The organism is Acidobacteriota bacterium (assembly GCA_039028635.1).
Lineage (GTDB): Bacteria > Acidobacteriota > Thermoanaerobaculia > Multivoradales > JBCCEF01 > JBCCEF01.
The window spans coordinates 85,687-110,039 of record JBCCHV010000004.1; the positions used below are offsets into that span (position 1 = coordinate 85,687).

At 67.7% G+C, this 24,353-nt stretch carries 21 protein-coding genes; 13 read left to right on the forward strand and 8 right to left on the reverse strand.

Annotated features, from left to right (window positions below):
* Positions 1-38 precede the first annotated feature (38 nt).
* From AAF604_02950 to AAF604_02970, 5 genes are all read left to right on the forward strand, one after another.
* Positions 39-794 carry a hypothetical protein gene (locus AAF604_02950; GenBank protein MEM7048585.1) on the forward strand — a complete coding sequence of 252 codons (756 nt, stop codon included), beginning with the start codon at positions 39-41 and terminating at the stop codon, positions 792-794.
* A complete protein-coding gene (locus tag AAF604_02955; GenBank protein MEM7048586.1) occupies positions 794-1,801 on the forward strand; it encodes a hypothetical protein in 1,008 nt (335 codons plus the stop codon). Before AAF604_02950 ends, AAF604_02955 begins: the two co-directional genes overlap by 1 nt.
* Positions 1,798-2,391: a hypothetical protein gene (locus tag AAF604_02960; protein ID MEM7048587.1), complete on the forward strand. Its 594-nt coding sequence runs from the start codon at positions 1,798-1,800 to the stop codon at positions 2,389-2,391. The genes AAF604_02955 and AAF604_02960 overlap by 4 nt, the downstream gene beginning before the upstream one ends.
* A 61-nt stretch (positions 2,392-2,452) precedes the next feature.
* Positions 2,453-4,453 (forward strand): protein kinase, encoded by a 2,001-nt coding sequence (locus AAF604_02965; protein MEM7048588.1) that lies wholly within the window; start codon positions 2,453-2,455, stop codon positions 4,451-4,453.
* Positions 4,454-4,501: 48 nt separating this feature from the next.
* Entirely contained in the window at positions 4,502-6,565 is a 2,064-nt protein-coding gene (locus AAF604_02970) for a dehydrogenase E1 component subunit alpha/beta (protein MEM7048589.1), read from the forward strand.
* Here the strand turns inward: AAF604_02970 and AAF604_02975 are convergent.
* Positions 6,562-7,152, reverse strand: coding sequence for a hypothetical protein (locus AAF604_02975; GenBank protein MEM7048590.1), 591 nt, complete (start codon positions 7,150-7,152; stop codon positions 6,562-6,564). The genes AAF604_02970 and AAF604_02975 overlap by 4 nt on opposite strands.
* Positions 7,153-7,190: 38 nt before the next feature.
* The gene (locus tag AAF604_02980) at positions 7,191-8,348 is read right to left on the reverse strand and encodes an aminotransferase class I/II-fold pyridoxal phosphate-dependent enzyme (GenBank protein ID MEM7048591.1); all 1,158 of its coding nucleotides are present in this window, start codon (positions 8,346-8,348) and stop codon (positions 7,191-7,193) included.
* 135 nt (positions 8,349-8,483) lie between these two features.
* On the opposite strand from AAF604_02980, the gene AAF604_02985 reads away from it, so the two are divergent.
* From AAF604_02985 to AAF604_03005, 5 genes are read left to right on the forward strand one after another with little or no spacing between them, the layout of a single operon-like run.
* Positions 8,484-8,789 (forward strand): septum formation initiator family protein, encoded by a 306-nt coding sequence (locus tag AAF604_02985; GenBank protein MEM7048592.1) that lies wholly within the window; start codon positions 8,484-8,486, stop codon positions 8,787-8,789.
* 11 nt (positions 8,790-8,800) lie between these two features.
* A complete protein-coding gene (locus AAF604_02990; protein ID MEM7048593.1) occupies positions 8,801-10,408 on the forward strand; it encodes a glycosyltransferase family 39 protein in 1,608 nt (535 codons plus the stop codon).
* 12 nt (positions 10,409-10,420) lie between these two features.
* Entirely contained in the window at positions 10,421-13,867 is a 3,447-nt protein-coding gene (mfd, locus tag AAF604_02995; GenBank protein ID MEM7048594.1) for a transcription-repair coupling factor, read from the forward strand.
* Positions 13,864-14,700, forward strand: coding sequence for a peptidylprolyl isomerase (locus AAF604_03000; GenBank protein ID MEM7048595.1), 837 nt, complete (start codon positions 13,864-13,866; stop codon positions 14,698-14,700). Before mfd ends, AAF604_03000 begins: the two co-directional genes overlap by 4 nt.
* Positions 14,690-15,760, forward strand: coding sequence for a peptidyl-prolyl cis-trans isomerase (locus AAF604_03005; protein MEM7048596.1), 1,071 nt, complete (start codon positions 14,690-14,692; stop codon positions 15,758-15,760). Before AAF604_03000 ends, AAF604_03005 begins: the two co-directional genes overlap by 11 nt.
* A 26-nt stretch (positions 15,761-15,786) precedes the next feature.
* On the opposite strand, the gene AAF604_03010 is transcribed toward AAF604_03005, so the two are convergent.
* Entirely contained in the window at positions 15,787-16,848 is a 1,062-nt protein-coding gene (locus AAF604_03010) for a N(4)-(beta-N-acetylglucosaminyl)-L-asparaginase (protein ID MEM7048597.1), read from the reverse strand.
* A gap of 111 nt (positions 16,849-16,959) precedes the next feature.
* Between AAF604_03010 and AAF604_03015 the strand changes: the two genes are divergently transcribed.
* Complete coding sequence (locus AAF604_03015; protein ID MEM7048598.1) at positions 16,960-18,063, forward strand: zinc metalloprotease; 1,104 nt, start codon at positions 16,960-16,962, stop codon at positions 18,061-18,063.
* 320 nt (positions 18,064-18,383) lie between these two features.
* Here the strand turns inward: AAF604_03015 and AAF604_03020 are convergent, their stop codons facing one another.
* From AAF604_03020 to AAF604_03040, 5 genes are all read right to left on the reverse strand, one after another.
* Entirely contained in the window at positions 18,384-19,142 is a 759-nt protein-coding gene (locus AAF604_03020) for a hypothetical protein (GenBank protein MEM7048599.1), read from the reverse strand.
* Between the two features lie 88 nt (positions 19,143-19,230).
* The gene (locus tag AAF604_03025; protein ID MEM7048600.1) at positions 19,231-19,989 is read right to left on the reverse strand and encodes a hypothetical protein; all 759 of its coding nucleotides are present in this window, start codon (positions 19,987-19,989) and stop codon (positions 19,231-19,233) included.
* A 70-nt stretch (positions 19,990-20,059) separates the two neighbouring features.
* Positions 20,060-20,821, reverse strand: coding sequence for a hypothetical protein (locus AAF604_03030; GenBank protein ID MEM7048601.1), 762 nt, complete (start codon positions 20,819-20,821; stop codon positions 20,060-20,062).
* Positions 20,822-21,204: 383 nt separating this feature from the next.
* Entirely contained in the window at positions 21,205-21,963 is a 759-nt protein-coding gene (locus AAF604_03035; protein ID MEM7048602.1) for a hypothetical protein, read from the reverse strand.
* A gap of 235 nt (positions 21,964-22,198) precedes the next feature.
* A complete protein-coding gene (locus AAF604_03040) occupies positions 22,199-22,573 on the reverse strand; it encodes a VOC family protein (protein MEM7048603.1) in 375 nt (124 codons plus the stop codon).
* A gap of 161 nt (positions 22,574-22,734) precedes the next feature.
* Here AAF604_03040 and AAF604_03045 point away from each other — a divergent pair, with 161 nt between their 5' ends.
* A complete protein-coding gene (locus tag AAF604_03045) occupies positions 22,735-23,751 on the forward strand; it encodes a D-glycerate dehydrogenase (protein ID MEM7048604.1) in 1,017 nt (338 codons plus the stop codon).
* Between the two features lie 30 nt (positions 23,752-23,781).
* Positions 23,782-24,336 carry a hypothetical protein gene (locus AAF604_03050; GenBank protein ID MEM7048605.1) on the forward strand — a complete coding sequence of 185 codons (555 nt, stop codon included), beginning with the start codon at positions 23,782-23,784 and terminating at the stop codon, positions 24,334-24,336.
* The last annotated feature ends 17 nt before the right edge of the window (positions 24,337-24,353 follow it).

A 24,353-nucleotide genomic window follows, 5' to 3' on the forward strand; every position in this document is an offset into this window, starting at 1 on the left:
ACTAGCTTGCGCAAGGACACTCCGGCAACCGGCACGCGATGACGGCGCCTTCGGCCCACCTCACCTGCCCGCAGTGCGGCGGCGACAACGACCTGCTGTCGGGCGTCGCGCTGGCGGTCTGTGCCTACTGCGACGCCACGCTGTTCGTCGATCGCTCCGGCCTGGTGCTGCACTACGGCCTGCCGCGCTTGATCGACCAACGCTCGGCGGAGCAGTCGCTGCGCCGCTGGATGGCAGGCAACGAGACGGTGAAGAACCTCGATCGGCTGGCCAAGGTCGAGGAGCAGGCCGCGGTGCGCTTCCCGATGTGGTTCTTCCGCCGCCGGTCGGCGGCGGGGGAGTCGACCCTGGTCGAGCCGGCGGCACCGACCCCGATCAGCCAGCTGGCGGAGATCGAGGTGCCGGTGGGCAAGCTCGAGACCTGGGTGCCGGAAGAAGGGGTCGAGACCGTCGACGCCACAGTGCCCCTCGAAACGGCGCGCAGCTGGATCCCCGAGGGCGGCCGTGAGGAGGTCGCTGAAACCGCGCTGGTCCACGTTCCCCTGTGGCGCTTTCGCTATCGCTATGACGATCAGTCCTACGTCGCCCTGGTCGAGGGTTCGACCGGCACCGTGTTGGCGTCGATTTTCCCGGCCAAGGCGGAGTCGCCCTTCTACCTGGTCGCCGGCCTCGGCCTCTTCCTCTTCGGCGCCGAGGGGTTGTTGATCTCGAATCTCGCCCTCAAGGCCGTGGTTTACGGGATCACCGCTGTGCCGATGGTGGCGATCGCTTACCTGGTGGCGCGCAAGGTCTGATGGCGGAACCGGCTCCGGCGGAGGTTGAGTCCCGTCTCGGGCTGCGGGTAGCGGGTCTCTCCTGCGGTCGCTGCGGCGGCGCCCTCGAGGTCGAGACCGGCGTCCGGGTGGTCGAGTGTCCCTTCTGTGGCATGCGCTCCCTCGCCGTCGGCGATCGCGGGCTGCGGCGCTTCGCGGTCGAGCCACGGGTCGATGCCAACGCTGCCCGCCAGGCCCTGCGGCGCTGGCTGAAAGCCGGCTGGAACAAGCACTCGGCGCTCGATCGTGAGGCCGAGATCGGTGAGGCGTTTCTCTGCTTCCTACCCTTCTTCCGAGTTCAGGCGGATGCCGTCGGCTACGCCTTCGGGACGGTGCGCAAGCGCCGCACCTCGAACGGCAAGACGCGCACCGTCGAGGTCGACGTCGAACGTCCCGTCGAGCGCCACCTGGATCGCACCTTCGCCGCCGTCAACGTCGCCGAATGGGGAGTGCAGCGAGTCGATCTGACCGGTGACCCGCTGGTGCCCTTCGACGGTGCCGCCCTCGAGCGCCGCGGCATGGTCTTCACGCCGACGGTGTCGGAGACGGCAGTGCGCGAGGCGGCGCTGGCGGATTTCGCCGCCGCGTCCGACCCCGCCTCCGGCATGCACAAGGTGCGCTTCCGCTTTCTCGACACGCTGCGCGAGCGGATGAGCACCATTCACTACCCGCTGTGGGTGATCCGCTACCGCTTCCGCGGTCGGTCCTACCAGGCGGTGATCGATGGCGAGGACGGCACGCTGGCCTACGGCAAGGCCCCCGGCAACGATCTCTACCGTGCCCTGACCCTGGTCGGCTCGCAGGCCGCTGCCTGCTTCGCCGGCACCACCGCCTTGCAGAGCGAGGCGGGCATCTGGTCCTTGGTCGTCGGCGGAGTCTTCTTCTTTGGAATCTTCGCCTGGGGCTGGAGGCGCTTCCGCTACGGCGCGGTGGTGGAAGAGGGGTCCGGCAAGGTCTCCACCCGGCGGCGCCGGAGGTCCCGGCGATGAGTCGCGGTTTCGAGCTCTTGCCCCTCGAGTGCCCGAGCTGCGGCGAAACCCTCGGTGGCGACGCCGTCGACGTGGTGTTCTACTGCGTCGCCTGCCGGTCCGGTCACCGGGTGGTGGAGGATCGCTTGGAGCCGGTGGAGGTGAGCTTCGCGTCGTGGCCGCAGGGCGCGGCGGAAGGCTACCTGCCCTTCTGGAGTCTCGATGCCAAGGTCGAGATTCGCCAACGCAAGGCCTCCGGCGGACATATCCGACGATTTCTGAGCGGTGGTGGCGAGGCGCCCCTCGAGCGCTTCCTGGTGCCCGCCTATCCCCTGGCTCTCGCCGAGGCGGTCAACGCCACCCTTGCCCTCAGCCGTCATCTGCCGCCGGCTGCCGAGCGTCTCGGGGAGGGGCTCACCGGGGGCTCCGTGGAGGTGGTCGATGCTCAGAAGATGGCCCGCTACTGCGTCATCGCGGCCGAGGCTCGCCAGCCGGACACCCTGCGCGAGTTCGACTTCCACGTCGAGTTCGGGAAAGTCCGGCTGCTCGGCATCCCTTACCAGACGAAGGATGGGCGCCGGGTCGACGTCCTGACCCGGCACGCCATTTAGCAGGCTGTCTTTCCAGGGGGCTAGCGCCCCGCTACAATACTGCCCCTTACGGGGGACGCTGATGTACGAACCGGGAACCGTTCTCGACGGCAAGTATGAGATCGACAGCTCGCTCGGAGCGGGCGGCATGGGAGACGTGTACCTGGTGCGCCATCTCCATCTCGACGAGAAGCGGGTGGTCAAGGTGCTGCGTCAGGATGTCGCCACGGATCCGGATCACAACAAGCGCTTCCAGCGCGAGGCGCGCCTGGCGACCCAGGTCAAGCATGCCAACGTCGCCATCCTCTACGATTTCGCGCAGCTCCCGGAAGGCAGCTTCTACATGGTCTGGGAGTATGTCGACGGTGCCGAGATCGGACGCGAGCTCGACACTCGTGGGGTCTTTCCGATTCCTCTCGCCATCGACCTCGGGATCCAGGCCTTGCGCGGCCTCGAGACGATTCATTCGGTCGGGGTGATCCATCGCGATATCAGTCCCGACAACCTGATGATCACCCGCGACGTGCGCGGCAAGGAACGGGTCAAGATCATCGACCTCGGTCTCGCCAAGGGGCTGGCGCCGGATCCCAACTTCGAGATCACCCAGGTCGGGACCTTCATGGGGAAGCTGCGCTACTGCTCGCCGGAGCAGGCCGACTCTGGCAAGGTCGCCCTCGACCCGCGCAGCGATCTCTACTCCCTGGCGCTGGTGCTCTACGAAATGATCTGCGGCATGCCGGCCTTCGAGCAGGGCGACCGGCCCGCCTTCGTTTTCCAGCGGCTGACCCAGAATCCGCTGTCGATGGTTGGGCGCAATCCCCGGGTTTCGGTGCCGCGCTCCCTCGACCAGGTGCTGCAGACGGCGCTGCGGCCGGACCGCGAGGATCGCTTCCCCAACGCCATTCGTTTCATCGAGGCGCTCGAGCGGGTGGGGCGGTCGATGAACGACCTGGCGACCCGCGAGATGCCGATCACCCTCGACGCTCGGCCACCGGCCGAGCCGATTCCGCGCTCGACGTCGGAGCTGTCCTCCGTCGAGCGGGAGAGCCTGATGCGACGTATCGATGCTGCCGCCCATCGCGTGCGGGAAACCACCAAGGTGCTCGATCGCCTGTCGATGTTGATCGAGGCGGGCGAGCTCGGCGAGGCGCGCGAGGCCATCGAGTCCCTCGAGGCGACCAATCCCAACGCCCGCGGCCTGCCGGACCTGCGCGCCCGCCTCGAGGAGGCGGAGCAGAGCGAGGCGCGGCGGCGGGGTCGGCGGGAGCTCGAGCAGATGCTCTCCAACTACATCAAGAACAAGCAGCTTCCGCTCGCTGAGCTGGCCTTCGATTCGCTGGTCGAGATGGATCCCGAGCACCCCAAGCGGGAGGAGTTCGCGGGCTGGATGACGCTGCTGCGGCAGGAGCTGGCGCAGGACGACAAGGTGGTGAAGACCTTGCAGTCGGCCCGCGAGGCGCTCGCCAAGGGGCGTCGCCGCACCGCCCGCCGGCGCCTCGAGACGCTGCGCAAGCTCGACTCCGACGTCGCCGCGAGCTTCGAGCAGGAGATGACCGAGGCGGCTCAGCGGGAGCAGGAAGACGAGGCCCTGGAGAAACGGCGCAGCGAGTTCGAGCTTCATCTCGAAGCCGGCAACCTGGCCGAGGCGGAGAAGGCCCTCGAGGCCTTGACCGCCCTCGGCGCGACCAAGGTCAGCCTCGACTTCGCCCGCGGGCGCCTCGAAGACCTGCGGCGGCAGCAGGCGGTGGCCGACCAGGTCACCAGTCTCGAGCATCGTTACCGCGAGCGCTTGGCGGTGGACGACTACCGCGGCGCCCGCGAGATCGCCCTCGAGGTCGAGAACCTCTTGCCTGGCGGAGATTCGCGGCGTGGCGCCATGCTGGCCGAGGTGGCGCGTCTCGAGGCCGATGCTGGTCGGCGCGCCTCGGTGGTTCAAGGCGAGCGTCAGGTGGCCGATCTGATCGCCGGCGGCGAGGCCGAGAAGGCGCGCCTCGCCTTGGGGATTTTGCTGCGCTTGGATCCGGAGAATCGCCGGCGGGCCGACTTCGAAGCGCGCATTGCGGCCCTCGAGGGCGAGCGATAAGATCCCGGCTCTTCTCCAGCCACCCCCTCACCTCACGGAAGACCTCCCATGTCCTCTCTGGAACGTTTGCGGCGATACGCCTTCATGAAGCTGGCGCGTGATCTCGACGCGCGCTTCGAAAACCTGCTCAAGACCGGTCGGGTGACCAAGTGGTATAGCGAGGTCGGCAACGAGGCCACCACCGTGCCGGCTGGCCTGGCTCTCGAGGCCGGTGACTCGCTCTGCACCCTGCATCGCGATCTCGGCGCCATCCTCGCCGTCTATCTCGATCCGGCGCGCATTTTTCCCGGCTTCGGATTCGGCGAGCCGGACGGTCGCCGGCCGGCGCCGGAAGAGGTGCTCTATCGCCTCTGCTGCCAGCTTCTGGGCAAGGGCGACGGCTTTTCCCAGGGTGTCGAGCGCTCCTTCCATTACGGCTATCTCGATCCGGCGGCCGGTATCCATCACGTCGGCATGATCAGCCACCTCGGGGCGATGATTCCGGTGGCCGCGGGCTGTGCCTTCGCGCATCGACAGCGGGGTAGTGACCGGGTGGCGATCAACTTCATCGGCGACGGTGGCACCTCGACCGGTGATTTCCACGAGGGGCTCAACATGGCCGCGGTGTGGAAGCTGCCGCTCATCCTGGTGGTCGAGAACAACCGCTACGCCTTCTCGACCCCGACTCGCCTGCAGTATGCCTGCGAGCGGCTGAGCGACCGTGGCGTCGGCTACGGGGTGGCCGCCGAGAGCGTCGATGGCAACGATCCGGACGCCATGGCGGCGGCCTTCGAAGGCGCCATCGCCCGCGCCCGCGGCGGCGAAGGTCCGACCTTGATCGAGGCCATGCTGGGGCGCATGCGCGGCCACAGCGAAGGGGACGATTCCCTCAAGGTGGTGCCGCCGGACGAGCTCGAGACCTATCTCGCCGCCGATCCGGTGCCGACCTATGGCAAACGCCTCGCCGCCGACGGGGTGCTCGACGAAGCGACCTGGCAGCGGCTCGACGACGCCATTGGCGCTTTGGTGGAAGACAGCCTGGGGCGGGCCCTCGAGGCCGAGCCGCCGACTCCGGAGACGGCTCGCCGGCCGCTCTTCGCGGTGGGCGACGGCGCTCCCGTCGGCTCCCTGGCGCCATCGCGCTGGGCGGCTCCGACGGACACCGAGACCAGCTACGTCGACGCCATCAATCGTGCCCTGGCGGAGGAGATGGAGCGCGATACGCAGGTGGTGCTGATGGGCCAGGACATTGCCGCCTTCGAGGGTGCCTTTCGGGCCACCAAGAAGCTCCACGCCACCTGGCCCGAACGCGTCTTCGATACCCCCATCGCCGAGTCCGGCACCCTCGGCATCGCCATCGGCGCGGCGCTGTCGGGATTCCGGCCGGTGGTCGAAATGCAGTTCGCCGACTTCATTTCCTGCGGCTACAACCAGATCGTCAACGTCGCCGCCAAGCTCTTCTACCGCTGGCAGGTGCCTTGCCCGCTGGTGGTGCGCCTACCCTCCGGCGGCGGAGTGGGGGCGGGGCCCTTCCACTCCCAGAACCCGGAGGGCTGGTTCGCCCACGTGCCCGGCTTGAAGGTGGTTTGCCCGGCCACCGCGGAGGACGCCGGGCGGCTGTTGGTGGCCGCCATTCGGGACCCCAATCCGGTGCTCTTCTTCGAGCACAAGTTCCTCTATCGGCGCAAGAAGAGCCAGCTCCCGAGCACCGCCCTGGAGGCTGCCGAAATCGGTCGCTCGCAACGGCTGCGGGAGGGCTCGGACCTCACCCTGGTGGCCTACGGCGCCTCGACCTGGACCTGCCTCGAAGCGGCGGAGAAGCTCTCCGGAGAAGGCATCGAGGCGACGGTGATCGACCTCCGTACTCTGGTGCCCCTCGACCTCGAGCCGGCGCTCGAGTCGCTGCGCCAGACCTCCCGTGCCTTGGTGGTGCACGAGGACCATGTCACCGGCGGCTTCGGGGCCGAAGTGGCGACCCGCTTGGCGGACGAGGCCTTCCTGTGGCTCGACGCTCCGGTGCGGCGGGTGGCGACGGAGGATCGGCCGAGCCCCTACGTCAAGAGCTTGGAGCGAGTCCTTCTGCCGACGGTGGAGAAGGTCGTCGAGGCCGCCCGCGACCTCGCGGCGTTTTAGTCCTCTTCTTCCGTTTCGGTGCTGTCTTCCGCGGCGTCCGGGGTCGCTGGCTCGGTGGGCGGTGGATCGCTGCGGTAGATCAACCACAGAAAGCCCGTCGGCGGTGCGCCTTCGAGGGCGCTCGGAGAGCGTAGCGGCGCCGCCAGCTCGAGACCCTCGCCCGGTTTCTCGGTCAGCTCGAGGGTTTCGAGCACCCAGCCATCGCGCGGGTCGAGGCGGCCGGTGGTGAGCAGCTTGCGGTCGCTGCCGGCGAGCACGGTGCCGTCCGCACCGAGGACGTGGAGGGCTTCGATGCCCGGTACCTCGAGGGCCGCCGACACGGCTTGGTCGAGACCGCTACGATTCTTCGCCCGCGCCAGCGGCAGCACGCCCGAGGCGAGGGCCGCAAAGACCGCCCGGCCTTCCTTGCGCCCGGCCTCCGCCTGCAGCCGCTCCGCCTCCGTCTGAAAGGTCATCAGGCGCGAGTTCCAGCGATTGTCCTGTATCTCGAGCTCGGAAGTGCGCTGCCGCTCCTTGATCGTCCAGATTCCCCAGCCGGTCAGGAAAATCAGCGCCACGAGCAAAGCCTCGAAGGCGATCCTCTTCATAATTTTCTCCCCTTGATCGAATGCCGATGGCCGGAAGTTTACTCCGCCAGCGCGGCTTCGAGGTCGGCGAGGAGGTCGTCGGCAGCCTCGATGCCGGTGGAAATGCGCACCAGTCCGTCGCTGATGCCGGCCTGACGGCGCTCTTCTGAGCTCAGGGAGCGGTGCGATGAGCGCGCCGGCGAGACGATCAGGGTCTCGATGCCGCCGAGGCTGGGGGCGTGGGTGGCGAGGCGAGTGCGGGTGAGCCAGCGATGGGCCGCTTCGGTACCGCCCTCGAGTTCGACCGCCAGCATGCCGCCGAAGCCGTCGAGGAGACGGCTGGCGCGCTGGTGGTGGGGATGGCTGGCGAGTCCCGGATAGAGCACCTTCGCCACCGCCGGGTGCGGCTCGAGGCGCTGGGCGAGGGCGAGGGCGGTCTGGTGATGGCGCTCCATGCGGACGCCGAGGGTCTTGAGACCGCGCTGCAAGAGGTAGCAGGCATGGGGGTCGAGGCAGCCGCCGAGGAGGTGGATCAGGTCGGCGCAGGCCTCGACCCGCTCGCGGCGGCCGATGATGGCGCCGGCGACCAGATCCGAGTGGCCGTTGAGGTACTTGGTGGCGCTGTGCAGGGAGAGATCGAAGCCGTGCTCGGCGGGGCGAAAGTTGATCGGCGTGGCGAAAGTGTTGTCGGTCATCGCCGCCAGGCCGTGCTTTCCGGCGAAGCGACCGACCTCGTCGAGGGGTGGCACGGCGAGGGTGGGGTTGCTCACCGTTTCGACATAGATGGCACGGCTGTTGGGACGCAGCGCGCCGGACCAGCTGGCGGGATCCTCGACATCGATCACCGAGACCTCGACGCCGTAGCGTGGCAAGAAGCGGTGAACGAACTGATGGGTGCCGCCATAGAGGCCGCCGCAGGCCAGCAGGTGGTCGCCCTGCGAGAGAACGCTCAGCAGCGCCGCCGAGATCGCCGCCATGCCGCTGCTGGTGACCAGCGCCGCTTCGGCGTTCTCGAGGTCGGCCAGCTTGTCCGCCAGGACCTGATGGTTCGGCAGGTTGTTGTAGCGAATATAGGTCAGCTCCTGGTCTTCCCGACCGGCGGGGATCTCGTAGACGGTGGACTGGAAAACCGGCGTGATCGCCGAGCCGGCGACTCGGTTCGCGGCTTCTCCGGCATGGACGACGCGGGTGTCGAGGTGGTCGCGCGAACGGCTCATGGCAGGGTCCTTTCGGGGGTGAATCGATGGCCGGTGAGGTCGGGGCCGTAAGCATAGCGTCACGGCGATCCATCATGGAGGCGGACGGCGCGGTAAACTCACGGACGGTCGCCGACTCGGCCAGAACTTCGAATCATGCAGGAAAACGCTCCCCTCCGTCCGATGCGCTCGCTGTTGATCGGCGCCCTGGTGCTGTTTCTCACCCTGATGGTGGTGGCCGCCTTCGAGAGCTATCGTGACCTGACCATGGTGCAGGCGCGGGAAGCCGAGCTCCAGGACGAGCTGGCCGCCACCGAGGACGCGATCCTCGACCTCGAGGAGCGCATCGTCGGTTTGCGCGAAGATCCGGCGATCCTCGAACGGCTGGCGCGCGAGGAGCTCGGCATGATGAAGCCCGGCGAGGTGGTCATTCTGCTGCCCGAGGACGCCGGCTCCCCCTGAAGCGGACGGCTGTGGATTCCGAATCTTCCGCGCGCCGCGGCGATGCCCGCCGACGGCTCTGGCTGCTCCTGGTGCTCGGAGCGCTGGGGCTGGCTCTGATCGCCTTCGGAGCGCGTTTCCATCCGATCGAGGAGGCCGGGACCGCCGAGCGCGACGGCTTCGTCGCCCAGGCCGATCTCCTGCTCGCCGGCGAGGTGCCGCGGGATGCCTTCCGGCCGCTGCTCTATCCGTTGACGGTGGCCGCGCTGGCGCCGCTGGTCGGCGATACCTTCACCGCGGCCCGGCTGTGCTCGAACCTGGCGGCGGTGGCCTTGGTGCTGCTCGCCTTCGCCTTCGCTCGCCAGCTCGTTCCCGAGCGCCCGGCGGTGGCCTGGTGGGCGCTCGCCCTGCTGGCGGTCAATCCCAACCTCTGGATCCTCGGCCAGCACGTCTCGACGGACATGTTCTTCGCCGCCCTGGGCGCGGCCAGCCTGCTGCTGGCCTTGCGCTTTCGCCAGCAGCCGACGGTGGCGATGGCCCTCGCCCTGGGTGCCGGCCTGGGGCTCGCCGCCTTCAGCCGCGGCAGTGCCCTCTTTCTGGTGCCGCCGGTGCTTTGGGCCCTGTGGTCCGGTCGTCACCGGCCGGCCCTCTGGGGCTGGGCGTGCCTCGCCTTCGGGATCACCTTGGCACCGCACTTCGGTCTGCGCTTCGTCGCCTTCGGAGATCCCTTCCACGACGAGAACTGGAAGAACCTGGCCTTCAAGCTCTATGGCTACCCGGACTGGTCCTATCTCGAGCGGGTGCCCTTCTCGGGCCTCGGCGAGGTCTTGCTGGCCGATCCGCTGGCGGTGCTGTGGGGAGGAATGCGGGAGGCGGCGCGCTTCCTGGTGGGAGGGCTGAAGCATCTCCTGGGAACTCCGCTCCACGGCCTGCTCCTCGGTCTCGGGATGTGGGCTGCCTGGAGGCGCTCGAAGGATCGCCCGGTACTGCTCTGGCTGCTCTTCGCCATCGGGATCTTCCTCGCCGGCCTGTGTTTCACCTTCTTCGCTTGGGGGCGGTTGGTGCTGCCCCTGTTGCCGATCCTGGTCACCCTGTCGGCCTGCGCTTGGTGGCTGGCTCCCGGGGGCCGCCGTTGGCCGCAGGCGGTCGGGGTCGCCCTGGTGCTCCTGCTGGCGATCAAGACCTTCGCTTTCCGCCTGCCGGCCTTCGTCGAGCGTCATCCGGCGGCCGAGCTCGCCATGCTGCAGCGTCTTGCCCTGGAGGTCGAGCCGGGGCGTTCCCTAGCCGGCACCATGCCTTTTGCCGGACGCGATCTCACGGTGCCCTATGTGGCCTTGCCGGATGCCCTCGGCCAGTGGGCTGCGTCGCCGGCGTATTACCAGTCTTTGGCCGAGCTCTGCGACCGCGAAGCGGTGGACTATCTGGTGATCAGCGCCCTCGAGCTGCGGCAGCGTCCGGCGGCGCTGCTCTCCGAGCCGGCGCCGGTGAGCTGGCTGGAAGCGGTGCAGATCACCGACGGGGTGGCCGCCTGGCGGGTGCGCCGAACGCCGGTGGAGACCGAGAGCGCCGGGGATGACCCCGAGGGGGCGTCCGAGGAGAAAATCGACCCTCCCCGGGCGTCCGGCGACGATCTCCTGTAGACTCCTGCGCCCATGATGGAAGCCCGCGTGTGGGACGACTTTTCCCGGACGCTGCGTCGCAGTGTGCCCTTTCGCCGGCTCGCCGAGAGCCTTGGGGACGTGGTGCGTCTGCCGGTGCCGGCGGCGGCTTGGGTGGCCGAGCTGCTGGCCCGCGAGCACGACCGACCGTTGCTCGTGCTGGTGCCGCGCGAGGGCGATGCCATCGCCTGGCTGGAGGGGGCTCAGTTGGTCGGCGAGTCCGAGAGCGCCGTTTACTTTCCGGCGCCGTCCCTGTCGCCCTACCAGGAGACCGAGGTGTCGCTGTTGGTGCGGGCCCAGGAGTCGGTGGCCATCGACCGCCTGGTTTCGGGGCGGGTGCGGACCGTGGTGGCGACGCCGCGCGCCCTCTTCCGCCGCCTGCCGCTGCCCTCCGAGGTGCATTCCGCAAGGGTGGCGATCACCGCCGGTGACGAGATCTCGCGCGATGATCTGCTGGCGCACCTGGTGCGCTTCGGCTTTCACCGCGTCGACCTGGTCTCGGAGATCGGCGAGCTGGCCGTTCGCGGCGGCATCTTCGATTTCTTTCCGCCCGGCGAAGAGTCGCCGATCCGCCTCGACTTCTTCGGCGACACGGTCGATTCCATTCGCCGCTTCGATGCCGCCAGCCAGCGCTCCGAGGAGTCCCTCGACAGCCTCGAGATCCTGCCCCTGTCGCTGGTTCCGGCGGGATCCGAAGAGGCGCGACGGCTGGCGGCCTTGCTGCCGCAGCAGCTCGACTACGAGCTCGGTCCGGAGGGCGCCGGCCAGCTCGAGGATCTCCTCGAGCGGGGAGGATTCGGTGGCTGGGAGAGCTATCTGCCGCTGCTCGAGCCCGAGACCACGGCGCTCGAAGGGCTGCTGGCGAATCCCCTGGTGGTGGCGGTCGATCCCCCGGCCCTGGTCGGCGAAGTGGAGCACCACGCCGACCTGCTGACGGCGGACTACGGAGCGCGCCGCGATGGCGGTCGGTTGGCGCTGCCGCCGGAGGTCGTGGAGCGGCCGGTGGACGAGGTTCTGGAGTTGATCGCGGGTGCGCCGCTGCGGATTCGTGACCTCGTCCTGGGCGGCGGCGAGGGCGGCTCGCAGATCGACTTCGAGGGCACCACGACGGATCTCTTCCAGGGTCAGCTACCGCGCTTCCCGCAGGAGGTGGCGGCGGCTCGGGCGCGCGGTGATCGCTGCTTGGTGGTGGTGCCGGCGGGCCACCGGCGGCGCATCGAAGATCTCCTCGAAGGGCGCGAGATCGCCCTCGGCTCGACCGGTTGCGAGATCGTGGAGGGTGAGCTGCAGCGCGGCTTTCGCCTACCGGCGGCAGGCCTTTCGGTCTATGGCGAGGCGCAGCTCCTGCCGCGCGCCAAGCCGCAACGGCGGGCGCCCAAAAAGGGCTTCGGTCCCTTCGTTTCGGGGCTGCGCGACCTCAAGGTGGGGGACTTCGTGGTCCACGCCGATCACGGCATCGGTCAGTTCGTGGCGCTGCGTCGTCTCGGCGGCGGCACCGCCACCCCGGATCTGCCGCCTTCCTTGAGCGACATGTCGAGTGGCCAGGGCGGCGAGGCGGAGGTGATGGAGATCGCCTACGCCGCCGGCAAGAGCCTGCTGCTGCCCCTGTCGCGTCTCGATCTGGTGCAGAAGTTCAGCGGTATGGAGGGGGTCCGGCCGCGCCTCGACAAGCTCGGCGGCACTTCCTGGAACAAGACCAAGGCGAAGGTGCGCAAGAGCCTTCGGGACATGGCCCAGGAGCTGCTCAAGCTGTATGCCCAGCGGCAGGTGGCGGAGGCTCCGGTGATGCCGCCGGACAGCGACATGATCCGCCAGTTCGGCGCCGCCTTCGCCTACGAGGAAACCCCCGATCAGCTCGAGGCCATCCTCGCCATCGGCGAGGACCTCGAACGCTCGCGCCCGATGGATCGTCTGCTCTGCGGTGACGTCGGTTACGGCAAGACGGAGGTCGCCATGCGGGCCGCCTTCAAGGTCGTCGATGGCGGCTATCAGGTGGCCGTGCTGGCGCCCACCACCATCCTGGCGGACCAACACCTCGAGACCTTCCGCAAGCGCTTCGCCGGCTTCCCGGTCAATATCTCGATGATCTCCCGCTTCCGTTCCCGGGAGGAGGTGCGGGATGTGCGACAGCGCCTCGAGGCGGGCAAGATCGACATTCTGGTCGGCACCCACCGACTGCTCTCCAAGGACATCGAGTTTCAGCGCCTCGGCCTGCTGATCGTCGACGAGGAGCAGCGCTTCGGCGTCGCCCAGAAGGAGAAGGTCAAGCAGCTCAAGCAGAACGTCCACGTGCTCGCCATGTCGGCGACGCCGGTGCCGCGCACCCTCCAGCTCTCCCTCGCCGGGGTGCGCGATATGTCGGTGATCGAGACTCCGCCGAAGGACCGCATGGCCGTCGAGACGGCGATCCTGCCTTTCGATGCGCGCTTCATCCGCGAGGCGGTGGAGGCCGAGATCGACCGTGGTGGGCAGGTGTACTACGTCTACAACCGGGTCGAGACCATCGAGCGCATGCTCACTTTCCTGCGCGAGACCATCCCCGGCGTGCGGGTGACGGTGGGGCACGGTCAGCTCGACGAGCGCGAGCTGTGGCGGCGCATGCACGCCTTCACCAACCGCGAGTTCGATGTCCTGCTGGCCACCACCATCATCGAAAACGGCATCGACATCCCCAACGTCAACACCATGATCGTGCATCGCGCCGACCGCTTCGGGCTGGCTCAGCTCTATCAGCTGAGGGGCCGGGTGGGGCGCAGCGATCAGCTCGCCTACTGCTATCTACTGGTAGACGGCGATCGGGTGCTCTCGGAGCAGGCCCGCAAGCGACTGTCGGCGATTCGTGAGTTCACCGATCTCGGGGCCGGCTTCCGCATCGCGGCGCGCGATCTCGAGATTCGCGGCGCCGGCAACCTGCTGGGGGCGGAGCAGAGCGGCCACATCGCCGCGGTCGGTATCGAGACCTACCTCAAGATGCTCGAAGAGGCGGTCCGCGAGCTGCGCGGTGAAGCGGTCGAAGAGGCTCCCTCGGTGGCCCTCGACCTGCCGGTGTCGTCGTCGATTCCGGAGAGCTACATCGAGGACTCCAATCTCCGCATGGAGGTCTATCGCAAGATCGCCGCCGCCGAGGTGCAGGAGAAGGAGCTGCTGGCGGAGATGGAGGATCGCTTCGGGCCGCCGCCGCCGGAGGTGCGGACGCTGCTTTCGGTGGGTCGCCTGAAGCGCGCCGCCGAGGCGCTGCGGGTGCAGTCCATCTCCTATCAGAAGGGACAGCTCACCATGCGCCTGCGGCGCGACGCCCGCATCGACGTCGACCGTCTGATCGCGATGGTCTCGAGCCGCGGCGACGCCAGTTTTTCGCCCAGTGGCGTGCTCACCCTGGCGGTCGCCTCGCAGCCGCCCCTCGGTCTCGCCCTCGCCACCCTCGAGGAGCTGGCGGCATGAGGGGTCATCGGGCTCTGCTCCTGCTGGTCGCGCTGGCCGTTCTGTTCGGCTGCCCGATCGGTGGGCCGCAGCCGGCGCCGGACCTGGCGGCGCGCATCGACGACGAGGCGGTGCGCTATCGCGAGTTCGAGCTCTACCTCGAAGAGCTCCTCGGGGAATCCGGGAGCAGCCTCGAGAGCACCGTGCTGTCGCGCCTCTTCGATGGCTTCTTGGAGGAGCGGCTACTGGTCAAGCTGGCGGTCGACCGGGTGCTGGTGCCGCAAGGCGCGGCGCCGCGGCAGGCGGTCGAGCGACTGTTGGCGGAAGACCCGCCGCGCGTCCCCGGGGAGGAGGCCGTCGAGGCCTACTACCAGGCCCACCGCGAAGATTTCGTTCGCCCCGAGCGGGTGCGCTTGCGGCAGATCCTGGTCGCCGAGCGAGAAACGGCCGAGGAAGCCCTGCGACGCCTTGGTCGCGGTGAGGATTTCGGTGCCGTGGCGCAGGGCTTGTCGGGCGACCTCAATGCCTCCTCGGGCGGCTTCCAGGGGGAGCTGGCGCGGGATGAGCTGCCGCCCGCCTTTGCGGCTCCGATCTTCGCCCTCGAGCCGGGTGAGGTGAGCGCGATCATCGAGGCCGAGTACGGATTCCACCTCTTCCAGGTGGTGGCCCGGCTACCGGCCGAGGAGGTGTCGCAGGCCGCCGTGCGCAGCGAGATCGAGCGTCGCTTGCTGCAGGCCGCGACCGCAGAACGGGTCGCCCAATTGGCTGCAGAAGCGCGGAACCGATACACTCTGGAGGTCTTTGTCAGGAACCTCCCGTTCAACTACCAGAGCTCCTCGCGTGATGAATCGTAGTTTTCTCCCGGTGATCTTTCTCTCCCTGCTGGCGCTGCCGGTGTCCGCGGACACCGTGTTCAAGGTGGTGATGAACGTCAATGACGAGATTCACAGCCTGTACGAATATCAGCAGCGCAAGACGGAGCTCGAGCGCTCGATCCAAGCGCAGACCAACATTTCTCCGGCGCGCCGGCAGGAGCTGCTGGACAACTTGCCGAAGCAGGTCTTCCGGCAGATGTACGAAGAGCTTCTCCTGCTGTCGCGGGCTCGCCGCGCGGGAGTTTTCGTCAGCGAAGAGGATGTCGACAAGCAGATCGGTCGCATCCAGGATCGCTTCGGAATCGAGAACGAGGAGGAGTTCCAGCTGGCGCTGGCGCAGAACGGTATGCGCATCGAGGATCTGCGCGAGCAGACCCGCCGCCAGATGATGATCGACAACCTACTGTTCCAAGAGGTGTCGTCCAAGATCGAGGTTCCGGAAGAGGTGCTGCGGCGCTACTACCGCGAGAATCCGGACCAGTTCACCCAGTCCGAGAAGCTGCGGCTGCAAGAGATCGTGGTACTGGAAGACAGTGGCTTGTCGGAGGATGAGCTCGCGCGGATTGCCGACGAGGTGCGCGCCGCGGTGGCGGCCGGTGGTGACCTCGCCAAGATCGCCGAAACCCGCTCCTCCTCTGGCGAGACCAGCGCTCTGATCGAGCTCGGGTGGATCTCGTCCGGGGACCTGTCGAAGGATCTCGAAGAGGCGGTGTGGGATCTCGAAGTGGACCAGATCAGCGCCCCCGTCGCGGCTCGTGGAGGCCTTCACCTGGTGCAGGTGCTCGAGCGCGAGGAAGCCGTAGTGCTGCCCTACACCGAGGTCTCCGACCGGATTCGCCGGCGGGAAGAGAACCTTCGCTATGGCAAAGCCGTCGGCGAGTTCATGGAGCGCCTCGAAAGCGAGGCCTGGGTCGAGCTCGATCCGCCGCCGGAGGCGGTCGGTTTCCGCGACCTCGGCTCTGGCACCGCCGACGAAAAGACGCCCCCTCCGCCGCCCGCCGAGGCGAGCGACGAAGACGCCGCCGACCCCTCGACCTAGCCCGGCCCGCGGGCTAGCAGGTCGGGCTAGTCCGATTTCTCCCACAGCACGGCGCAGTCCTCGTGCCGAGTTCCCTGGGCGTCCGTCACGGCGAATTTCGCCGGTCCCCACATGCTGACTCCGGCATGATCCCCGTTCGGTCCGATGAGGTAGAACTTGAGGCCGAAGGCCGGCCGCCCCTGGTCGTCGAGAAGGCGCTTCTCGCTGGTGGCGGCGACCCGCCGCAGGACCTCCAGGCCAGCATCCGCCGGTGCCTTGCCCTGGCGCATCAGCTCGACAGCGGCGAAGCTGCAGAGGTTCTGAAGGTTGGCTTCGCCGCGGCCGGTGCTGCCGCAGGAGCCGATGGTGTTGTCGCAGTAGAGGCCGGCGCCGATGATCGGCGAGTCGCCCACGCGGCCGGGAATCTTGAAGGCCAGACCGCTGGTGGTGGTGACACAGGAGCGATTGCCCTGGGCATCGACAGCGCCGCAGTGAATGGTTCCGGTGGGGCGGTCCAGGCGGAAGAACTTGCGCACCTCCGGGTCGACCTCGTCGAGCGGCGGAGTCAGCCAGTCGTCGCGATCGGAGAGGGTTTTCTTCCAATAGAGCCAGATTTCGCGCGTCTTGTCGGTGAGGAGATTCTCTTCCTCGAAGCCCTGGGCGCGGGCGAAACGCAGCGCCCCCTCGCCAACCAACAGGACGTGGTCGGTGTCGCGCGCCACCTCGAGGGCGACTCGCGAGGGGTTGCGGATGTTGCGCAACGAGGCGACGGCGCCGGCGCGATGGCTGGGGCCGTGCATCACCGCCGCGTCGAGCTCGACCACACCTTCTTCGTTGGGTAAACCGCCCAGGCCGACGGTCAGGTCGTCGGGGTCGTCCTCCACCAGGTTGACGCCGGCGACCACCGCATCCAGTGTGTCCTCGCCGGCCACCATGCCCTCGTAGGCACGCCGGGTGGCTTCGAGGCCATTGGCCGACGACACTGCCTTGACCGGAAAGCGGCCAGTCGGTGGGGAAGTGCCGGAGGTCGTCCGGTTCCATCCCAGGCTCAGAGCGGCGCCACCGGTGGCGGCGAGGAAGGTGCGTCGACTGAGGGCTTTGTCCTTCATGACTCCTCCATCGGGATGAAAATTTGAACGATCAATGAGAGGATATCCGTTCTGTTTAATCGCAGGGGCCACTCCAACGTTGATTTTCCGAAATCGAGAAAGGAACCCGCCATGCGAGTGATGATCGGATGCCTCGCTATCCTGTCCTTGGCCGTGCCCGCTACCGCCAGCGTCTCCGTCGAGATGCACGACGACGGTAGCGTGGTGGTCGAAGGCCAGCGCTACGCCACCATCGAAGAGTTCCAGATGTCGGAGCAGTTCCGCACCGGCGGACACCGCTGCGCCACCAAGACGCCTGCCCAGGTCGATATCAGCCCGCTGCTCGGAGCCGCCGGAGGAGCCGACTGCAGCTTTACCTCGACCACCATTCGCCCGCAGTACGAGTTCGATGTCAAGGGTGGCACCATCTACCGTGTTCCGGTGGTGTTCCACATCGTGCGCCGGGACAACGGTTTCGGTGATGTTTCGGAGGCTTTGGTGCTTAGCCAGCTCGACATCATCAATGAGGACTTCCGTGCCCTCACCGGCACGCCCGGTGCGCCGGGCGTCGACACCGGCTTCGAGTTCTACCTGCCGGACACCGATCCGGACGGATTCCCGACCACCGGCATCTACTTCTACAACAACGATGACTGGTTCTCGGATCCCGGCCCGCAGGTCTTCAACAGCATGAAGAGCGCGCTGGCCTGGGACACCACCCGCTACCTGAACATCTACTCCAACGATTCGGCCGGTGCCCTCGGCTACGCCACCTTCCCACAGAACGAGGGCGGCACAATCAACGATGGTGTGGTTCTGCTGTGGTCCTCCGTCGGTCGCGATGCACCCAACGGCGGCATCTACGACCAGGGCCGTACCGGCACCCACGAGATCGGCCACTGGTTGGGGATCTTCCACAACTTCTCGGGTAGCTGCGGCATGCCGGGCCAGCCCTACACTTCCGGTGACCTGGTGGGCGACACGGCGCCGCAGGAGTTCCCGTTGTTCAACTGCCCGGCGGGCTCCGCGACCTGCGGCTCGACGGACGACATCGACAACTACATGAACTACACCCAGGACACCTGCATGAGCGCCTTCACGGCGGAGCAGACCAACCGAATGCGTTGCTCCTTCGAGAACTATCGCCAGGAGATCGGCAACCTGCTGCCGATCTTCGGTGACAACTTCGAGACCGGCGACCTCACTCGCTGGACCTCCTCGGTGAGCGGCATCTAGCAGGCGGCTGAAAAAGCCCGCATTGCGGCTTTTCCAGCGCTGCTAGGTTTTTTCGAGAGGGGCTCCGCGCCCCTGACTGCGCGTCCCGCTCCGGCCCAAGAAGCGCGGTTCTTGGGCCTCCTCTCCCGTCGCGGCGGCTGCGCCGCCGCCGGGCCCTCTCGGGCCCGGTAGCAGGCTGCTGACGAGTTTTTCAGTGGCCTGCTAGCAGACCGTCCAAAGAGTCCGCTTCGCGGATTTCTCGATCGTGTTTTCTGGACGAGCCCTCCTGCGGGAGGGCTCGTTGCGTTTTGGGAACCGTCGCTTTGCCGGGATCGGCCCGTTCAGACCGCTGGACAGCGCCAGGTGGTCTGTACCGGGATGGAGCCCGGTGGCCGCTCCGCCGTGGGGCCGCAAAGGGCTCCGGCGATCACCGTCGGGTCGGTGGTGCTGGCGGTGGCCCGCACGACGTTGCGCAGCTCGTCGGTGCAGGCGGCCTCGCCGGTCGCCGGGGCGAGCTCGAAGCTCGAGATCTCGCCGCTGCCGTTCTCGACGTTGACTCGAATAGCGTAGGGATTGGGGTTGCACACTTCGACCAGACGGATGGTCGCCGGGAGGCGGGCATCGATGGTGGTCAGCTCGCTCCAGCAGATGCGAGAGCCACAGCAGGCGCCGCCGAAGACTCCGTTGACCTCGGCGTCTTCGGTGAAGACATCGACGGCACGGGTGTAGCTCTCCATGGTGTCGTCGCGGTCGCGAGCGTTGAACTGAAAGGTGGTGTCCTCGGTCGGTCGAACCACTCGGCTGCCGCGGGTCTCCTCGGCGGCGATCGGGTCACCGGCGAAGACATCCGGCGACGAGGTGATGTCGACCCGGATCGGGTCACGACAACCGCTGCCCACCAAGACGCCATCGGGGTTGCGTTCACAACCGCCGTTGGGGCCCAGGTCCCAAGTGACGGTGACCGGGTCCGCAGGACAGGTTTCCGTCGGCTCGACCCTTGCCGGCCAGGGCAGGCCGCCCCGGGGCACCGAGCAGGCCGGGGCGAGAAGGGTGATCAGTAGAACGGCGAGGGCGAGACCTGGGGTTGCTCGCTGGGTCATGACTGCCTCCTTTGGAATCGGAGGAGCGGCTGGGGGCACGCTCCTCCTCTCTCAGGTCGAGGCAGGCGGCGATTTCGTTTCCTCGCCGTCAGGCAGGGCAGCGCCAGACGACGTCGACGACGAAGGACCCCGGAGGGTTCGAGACCGTTGGGCTGCAGTCGGCACCGCCGGTGATCGCCGGGTCGTCGGCTTCGCCGGTGACCCGGGTGACGCCGCTCAAGGGGGGCGTGCAGTTGGCTCCCGATCCCTCCGGCTCGAGCCCGAAGGTCGACCGCGTGCCGTCGCTCTGCTCGACCGTGAGACGAATCGCGAAACGGTTGTTGTTGCAGATCTCGCTTGGCTCGAGGGTCTCCGGCAGGTCGCCGCTCGAAGTTTGCTGCAGGTCGCTCCAGCACGGTCGGCGACCGCAGCAGGCGCCCTGGAAGGTGCCTTGGCCAGGAACCTCGTCGGTGATCACCTCGATGGTGCGGTCGAATGGGAACAGGGCGTCGTCGGTGTCGAAGGCGCTGAAGTCGATGGTGGTGTCCTCGGTCGGGTTGACGACGCGGGTGCCTCGGGTCTCTCGCTCGTTGATCGGATCGCTGGCGAAGACATCCGGAGTGGCGGTGATCACCACCCGCGTCGGGTCGCCGCAGCCGCTACCCATGAAGACGCCGTCCTCATTGCGCTCGCAGCCATCTTCGGGACCGGCATCCCAAGTCACGGTGACCGGGTCGCCAGGGCAGATGGTGGTCGGCTCGACCGATTGGCGCCAGGCGGTGCCGCGACGGTCGACGTCGCAGGCTGGGGCGATGAGGGCGAAAAGGACGACGAGGACTGGAGCGCAGCGACGAAAAGAGGTGGACAAGGGGTGAAATCTCCGTGAGTTGAAGATCAGGGGCCGAGAACGGGTCGGCCGGCTTCGGCGAAGGCCACTGCTAGGGACTCGGGCATCTCCAGGTGGAGATCACCGGAATCGGGGCCGGTGGGTTCTGGATCGTCGGACTGCAGATCGCGCCGGCGGTGAGCGAGGGGTCTGATGCACTGGCGGTGATCTGCGAGACGTTGCGCAACTCGCCGGTGCAGTCGGGATCGCCGCCGGCGGCCTGGAGATCGAAGTTCGAGATGCCACCGTCGTTGGCTTCCACGACCAGACGGATTCCGAAAGAGTTGGGGTTGCAGACCTCGACCAGTCGGATGGTGGCCGGCAGGGTGGGATTGCTGCCGGAAATGGGAATCCAGCACAGGGTCGAGCCGCAGCAGGCGCCACCGAAGCCGTCGTTCAGCACCTGATCTTCGGTGATGACGTCGACCGAGTGACTGTAGCTCGGCAGGGTGTCGTCGCGGTCCGAGGCCATGAAGTCGAAGGTGGTGTCGGCGCTCGGATTGACCACCCGAGTGCCGGCGGTTTCGGCCGAGGCGATCGGGTCGGCGGCGAAAACGTCCGGTGTCGAGGTGATGGTGACGCGGGTCGGGTCGCTGCAGCCGCTGCCCATCAAGACCCCCTCGGCATTGCGTTCGCAGCCGCCGTCCGGGCCGGCGTTCCAGGTCACCGTCACCGAATCGCCGGGACAGATGATGGTCGGCTCGACGGAGGTCGACCAGCCGATTCCGGTGCGGTTGAGGAGGCAGGCCGGGGCGAGTAGGGCGATGGAGATGGCGGCGAAGGCCGTCGAGGCGCGCAGGGTGATAGTTCGCATGATTGGCCTCCTGGATGTTGGGCGGAGGACGAGCGAGATCTCGCTCGGACGGAAGGATTTGATAGCTGTGTAGCAATATCTTACCAGGCCTTTCCAAGGAGGTTGAACTTGCCTAGGGAGCGAGGCGGCTAGCAGGCTGCTGAAAAAAGCCCGCTTCGCGACTTTTCCAACGCTGCTAGCTGTTTGTTTCAGGGGCGCCCGGCGAGGGGGCTGAGCGCCTCCTCGCCTGCGCGGCCCGGCCCGAAAAAGTGCGATCTTCGGCGGCCCGCGTAGGGGCTCACCCCGTCCAGGGCGGCCCCGTCTCACGGCTTCGCCGCCGGGCCGGGGGCGCCCAGCCCTCTCGGGCCCGGGAGCAGGTTGCCGATGGGTTTTTCAGTAACCTGTTAGGAGCAGGACCAGGTTTCGAGAACTCGGAACGGCCGCGGGGGAACGGCGAGCACGCCGGAGCATCCGGAACCCGCGGTGACGGTTGCGGAGCGCGTGCTCCCGGAGACCTGGCGCACGACCCCATCGAGCGCTCCTGTGCAGGCCGATTCGTCGCCGGCGGCGCCGAGGTCGAAGGTGCGAATGCCACCGTCCGTCGCGACCGATACGGTGACCCGAAAGTCGTTGGGATTGCACAGCTCGATGAGCTCGGCGGTCTCAGGAATCCAGGATTTGTCGAGGTCGAGCTGTTGCCAGCTTGGCCGCCGGCCATCGCAAATGCCATAGAACCAGCCGCTGTCGATGTTCGCTTCGGTCATCACCGACACGACGTGGTTGAGCGGCCCGACGGTGTCGTTGCGTCCGCTGGCGGTGAAGCTGATCGAGGTGTTCTCGACCGGCCGGATGGTGCGACTGCCGGCCGTTTCGCGCGGGTCGATCGGATCGGCTGTGAAGACATCTGGGGTGGAGCGAACGGCGATGCGGGTCGGATGGCCGCAATTGGCGGGACCGCCGACGAATTCGCCCGCTGCGTTGCGGCGACAGCCGCTCCACGGTCCAGCATTCCAGGTGACCGTGACCTCATCCCCTGGGCAGATCAGAGTCGGTTCGACCTCGGATTGCCAGGTATTCGGTGGCGAGGGTGGGGCGAGAAAGCAGGCCGGGGCGGTAAGGCTCAGGGCGAGAGCTGAGAGTGCAAGCAGGTTTCCACGAGACATGGGGGCTCCTTCGGGATCGCGTCCGCTCGGCGGATCTATTGGATCGGGAATCTGTCTCTTTCGGCGCAGCGCCGCATCGCCTGACCAGGCGACCACCGGTGAGCTGGAAGAGCAGAACGCTTTTGGGGACGGTCGTCGAGGCTGCCGGTGCGTTACTGGATACGATGCGCCGGAACTGGGCAGGGGGGTGGGGAACCCCCCTGGACGAAGCTACCTGCTGAGAGGGGCTCGGCGGTCAGCCAGCCGGCGGCTGGAAGAGTGCGAAGGGCGCCCCGGCGGGGTCCTTGACGACGCAATAGCGGCCGTGCTCGCCCATGTCCTTGGGGCCGGCGACGATCTCGCCGCCGCGCGCCCGGCAGGCGGCGAGGCTGGCATCGAGGTCGGCGACGTTGATGTAGATCAGCCAGGCGGCCGGCAGTCCGGTGTTGCCGCCGCGGGCGTGGCAGACTCCGGCCACCGGCTCGCCGCTGGCGTTCATGTTGAAGTCGCAGTACTCGCCCATGTCGACATCGCTGGGCTCCCAGCCCACCACCGCCTGGTAGAAGTCCCGAACCTCTTCGGTGTTGTCGATCGTCAGGTCGATCCAACCGATCTTGCCGATGTCGCTCATCGCCTTCTCCTCCCGAATTCTGTTTGCGGACCGCGTTTCGTTGCCTCGATGAAGGCCCCGAGTATAAGCCGACGACCGAGCCAATCCTTCTCCGGCCTTGACAGAGCTGCGGCCCCCTTCTTCGCCCTCGCGCCGGGCTTCGGCGGCGTTACCATGGCGCCATGGAGAAGATCTTCGTCACTCGGCGTTTGCCGGCCGCCGGCATCGCCCGATTGGAAGCCGCCGACGTTCCCTTTCGGATCGGCCAGGAGGACGAGGAGGCAGGGCTGCCGCGCGACGCTTTGCTCGCCGGTGCCGCCGGCGCCGAGGTGTTGATCTGCCAGCTCACCGAGACCATCGATCGCGAGGTTCTCGAGCTCGGCCTGCGCGGAGTCTGCAACATGGCCGTCGGTTTCGACAACGTCGACGTCGCGACGGCGACGGAGCTCGGGGTGGCGGTGACCAACACACCGGGAGTGCTCACCGAAACCACCGCCGATTTCGCCTGGGCGTTGCTGATGGCGGTGGCGCGGCGGCTGCCGGAGGCGGACCGCTACACCCGGGACGGGCGCTGGAAGATCTGGGGCCCCAACCTCTTCCTCGGCGGTGATGTCGGCCCCGGTGCCGACGGTCGGCGCAAGTGCCTCGGCATCGTCGGCTTCGGCCGGATCGGAGCTGCCGTAGCGCGGCGCGCCCAGGGCTTCGAAATGGAAGTTCTGGTCTACGATCCGCGCCATCGCGAGCGTGTCGAGGCCCATCCGGGAGTGCGTTGGGTCGAGCTGGCGCCGCTCCTCGAGCAGAGCGACTTCGTTTCGCTCCATCCGCCCCTGACGGCCGAGACCCATCATCTGATCGGTGCCGCCGAGCTCGCCCGCATGAAGCCCACCGCCTACTTGATCAACACCGCCCGCGGTCCGGTGGTCGATGAGCCGGCCCTGCTCGTCGCTCTGCGCGAAGGTCGCCTGGCCGGTGCCGGCCTCGACGTCTTCGAGAACGAGCCGCGGCTGACGGCGGGCCTCGCCGACCTCGACCAGGTCGTGCTGGCGCCTCACATCGCAAGCGCCAGCGTTGCCACCCGCGGTCGCATGGCGACCTTGGCGGTCGACAACGCCCTCGCCCTGCTGGCCGGCCAACGGGCGCCCCATACGGTCGATCCGAGGGTTTATGAAGGGCCCGCCTGGGGGCGGCGTCTGGGGTAAGCTGGGCGGCCACGAGAGGAGGGCGGAACGATGGCTGCCGAAGCACAAGGAGCGGGACTCACCTGGTTGGTTTGGGCTCTGATGACGGTCGGGTCCTGGGGCCTTTACGGGATCTTTCTTCACACCGGTCAGATGGGCATGGCGGATCCGGTCAACGGGCGCTACAAGGCGTTCCTGTTCGTCGGCCTGGCGTACTTCCTGACCGCCGTGTTGGCGCCCCTGGCGCTGTTGCTGCTCAACGGTGCCAGCTTGACCTTCCCGGCCAAGGGCGCGCTCTGGTCGCTGCTCGCCGGTGTGGTCGGAGCGATCGGTGCCTTCGGTGTTCTGCTGGCCTTCGGTGCCAAGGGTAGTCCGGCGGTGGTGATGTCGATCATTTTCGCCGGCGCGCCGATCGTCAACGCCGTCGTCGCCCTCGCCCTCCACCCGCCGGCAGGGGGACTGCAGTCGATTCGCTGGCCCTTCTTCGCCGGCATTCTGATGGCCGCCATCGGAGGCTGTCTGGTGACCCTCTACAAGCCGGGGCCGGCACCTCCACCGGCGGCTCAGGAGCCCGCGGCCTCGGCGCCCTCGACGAGCTCGCCCTGATGACAAGCACGCCTTGA

Bases quoted from the DNA above. Each gene is read 5' to 3' on its own strand.
- AAF604_02950 (MEM7048585.1), top strand. From the start codon at position 39: ATGACGGCGCCTTCGGCCCACCTCACCTGCCCGCAGTGCGGCGGCGAC.
- AAF604_02955 (MEM7048586.1), top strand. From the start codon at position 794: ATGGCGGAACCGGCTCCGGCGGAGGTTGAGTCCCGTCTCGGGCTGCGG.
- AAF604_02960 (MEM7048587.1), top strand. From the start codon at position 1,798: ATGAGTCGCGGTTTCGAGCTCTTGCCCCTCGAGTGCCCGAGCTGCGGC.
- AAF604_02965 (MEM7048588.1), top strand. From the start codon at position 2,453: ATGTACGAACCGGGAACCGTTCTCGACGGCAAGTATGAGATCGACAGC.
- AAF604_02970 (MEM7048589.1), top strand. From the start codon at position 4,502: ATGTCCTCTCTGGAACGTTTGCGGCGATACGCCTTCATGAAGCTGGCG.
- AAF604_02975 (MEM7048590.1), bottom strand. From the start codon at position 7,152: ATGAAGAGGATCGCCTTCGAGGCTTTGCTCGTGGCGCTGATTTTCCTG.
- AAF604_02980 (MEM7048591.1), bottom strand. From the start codon at position 8,348: ATGAGCCGTTCGCGCGACCACCTCGACACCCGCGTCGTCCATGCCGGA.
- AAF604_02985 (MEM7048592.1), top strand. From the start codon at position 8,484: ATGCAGGAAAACGCTCCCCTCCGTCCGATGCGCTCGCTGTTGATCGGC.
- mfd (MEM7048594.1), top strand. From the start codon at position 10,421: ATGATGGAAGCCCGCGTGTGGGACGACTTTTCCCGGACGCTGCGTCGC.
- AAF604_03000 (MEM7048595.1), top strand. From the start codon at position 13,864: ATGAGGGGTCATCGGGCTCTGCTCCTGCTGGTCGCGCTGGCCGTTCTG.
- AAF604_03005 (MEM7048596.1), top strand. From the start codon at position 14,690: ATGAATCGTAGTTTTCTCCCGGTGATCTTTCTCTCCCTGCTGGCGCTG.
- AAF604_03010 (MEM7048597.1), bottom strand. From the start codon at position 16,848: ATGAAGGACAAAGCCCTCAGTCGACGCACCTTCCTCGCCGCCACCGGT.
- AAF604_03015 (MEM7048598.1), top strand. From the start codon at position 16,960: ATGCGAGTGATGATCGGATGCCTCGCTATCCTGTCCTTGGCCGTGCCC.
- AAF604_03020 (MEM7048599.1), bottom strand. From the start codon at position 19,142: ATGACCCAGCGAGCAACCCCAGGTCTCGCCCTCGCCGTTCTACTGATC.
- AAF604_03030 (MEM7048601.1), bottom strand. From the start codon at position 20,821: ATGCGAACTATCACCCTGCGCGCCTCGACGGCCTTCGCCGCCATCTCC.
- AAF604_03035 (MEM7048602.1), bottom strand. From the start codon at position 21,963: ATGTCTCGTGGAAACCTGCTTGCACTCTCAGCTCTCGCCCTGAGCCTT.
- AAF604_03040 (MEM7048603.1), bottom strand. From the start codon at position 22,573: ATGAGCGACATCGGCAAGATCGGTTGGATCGACCTGACGATCGACAAC.
- AAF604_03045 (MEM7048604.1), top strand. From the start codon at position 22,735: ATGGAGAAGATCTTCGTCACTCGGCGTTTGCCGGCCGCCGGCATCGCC.
- AAF604_03050 (MEM7048605.1), top strand. From the start codon at position 23,782: ATGGCTGCCGAAGCACAAGGAGCGGGACTCACCTGGTTGGTTTGGGCT.